General features: G+C 68.9%; 1 protein-coding gene. It reads left to right on the forward strand.

Going from position 1 to position 1,493, the window contains the following annotated elements; all coding sequences use genetic code 11:
- Positions 1–267 precede the first annotated feature (267 nt).
- Positions 268–1,470, forward strand: a complete 1,203-nt coding sequence (locus ACFULQ_RS49115) for an IS110 family transposase (RefSeq protein ID WP_383558364.1) — start codon at positions 268–270, stop codon at positions 1,468–1,470.
- Positions 1,471–1,493 lie beyond the last annotated feature (23 nt).

Raw genomic sequence — 1,493 nt, forward strand, 5'->3', positions numbered from 1 at the left:
CCCCCGTTATCTTCTTGGCGGTCCTGCAAGAGGGCTGCTGGCCTCCGGGCCCGGCATGACTGGTCCCCCCTGTCGAAACGATGACCTGGGGGGTGGTGTCACCGGGCCCGGGAGGCGCCGTTGGAGACGCTGATGAGAGGTCCGACTACCGCCTGGCCTGGCGCAATGCCCGGCCGCTTGCGGGCGGCAGGTCTGCATAACGTGGATGCGCGAATACGACGCCAATGCCCTGGCCAGCACCGTACGAACCCCGTTCGGGAGGATGGGTTGGACGACATCGACGACGTGGGCGTCTTCCTCGGCCTGGACGTCGGCAAGAGCGCCCATCACGGGCACGGCCTGACCCCGGCCGGCAAGAAGGTCTTCGACAAGCAGCTGCCCAACAGCGAGCCGAAACTGCGAGCCGTCTTCGACAAGCTGGCCGCGAAGTTCGGCACCGTGCTGGTGATCGTGGACCAGCCCGCCTCGATCGGGGCCCTGCCCCTGACCGTTGCCCGGGACGCTGGCTGCAAGGTCGCCTACCTGCCCGGACTGTCCATGCGACGGATCGCCGATCTCTATCCGGGCGAGGCGAAGACCGACGCCCGTGACGCGGCGGTGATCGCTGACGCCGCACGGACCATGCCGCACGCCCTGCGCTCGCTCCAGCTGACCGACGAGATCACCGCCGAGCTGACCGTGCTGGTCGGCTTCGACCAAGACCTCGCGGCCGAGGCCACCCGCACCTCCAACCGGATCCGCGGCCTGCTCACCCAGTTCCACCCCAGCCTGGAACGCGTCCTGGGCCCACGCCTGGACCACCCCGCGGTGACCTGGCTGCTGGAACGCTACGGATCCCCGGCCGCCCTGCGAAAGGCCGGTCACCGCAGGCTCGTTGAGGTGATCCGCCCCAAAGCTCCACGCATGGCCGCCCGGCTGATCGACGAGATTTTCGACGCGCTCGACGAGCAGACCGTCGTGGTCCCGGGCACCGGCACCCTCGACCTCGTGATCCCGTCCCTGGCCCGCTCGCTCGCGGCCGTCCACGAACAGCGACGAGCCCTGGAAGCACAGATCGGACAGCTGCTGGAGGCTCACCCTCTTTCCGCGGTCCTGACCTCGATTCCGGGGGTCGCGGTCAGGACCGCCGCCACTCTGCTGGTCACCGTCGGCGACGGCACCAGCTTCCCCACCGCCGCCCACCTCGCCTCCTACGCCGGCCTGGCACCGACAACAAGATCGTCGGGGACCTCGATCCACGGCGAACACGCCCCCAGAGGCGGCAACCGCCAACTCAAACGGGCGATGTTCCTGTCCGCGTTCGCCGCCCTGCACGACCCCGCCTCCCGCACCTACTACGACCGCTGCCGGGCCCGAGGAAAGACCCACACCCAGGCACTTCTCCGCCTGGCACGACAACGCATCAACGTGCTCTTCGCGATGCTCCGCGACGGCACCTTCTACGAACCCCGAACCCCACGCCTCGCTTGACCAAAGACATAGAGGCACCCCCC

The sequence above is a fragment of the Streptomyces sp. NPDC057253 genome (genome assembly GCF_042669125.1).
Lineage (GTDB): Bacteria > Actinomycetota > Actinomycetes > Streptomycetales > Streptomycetaceae > Streptomyces.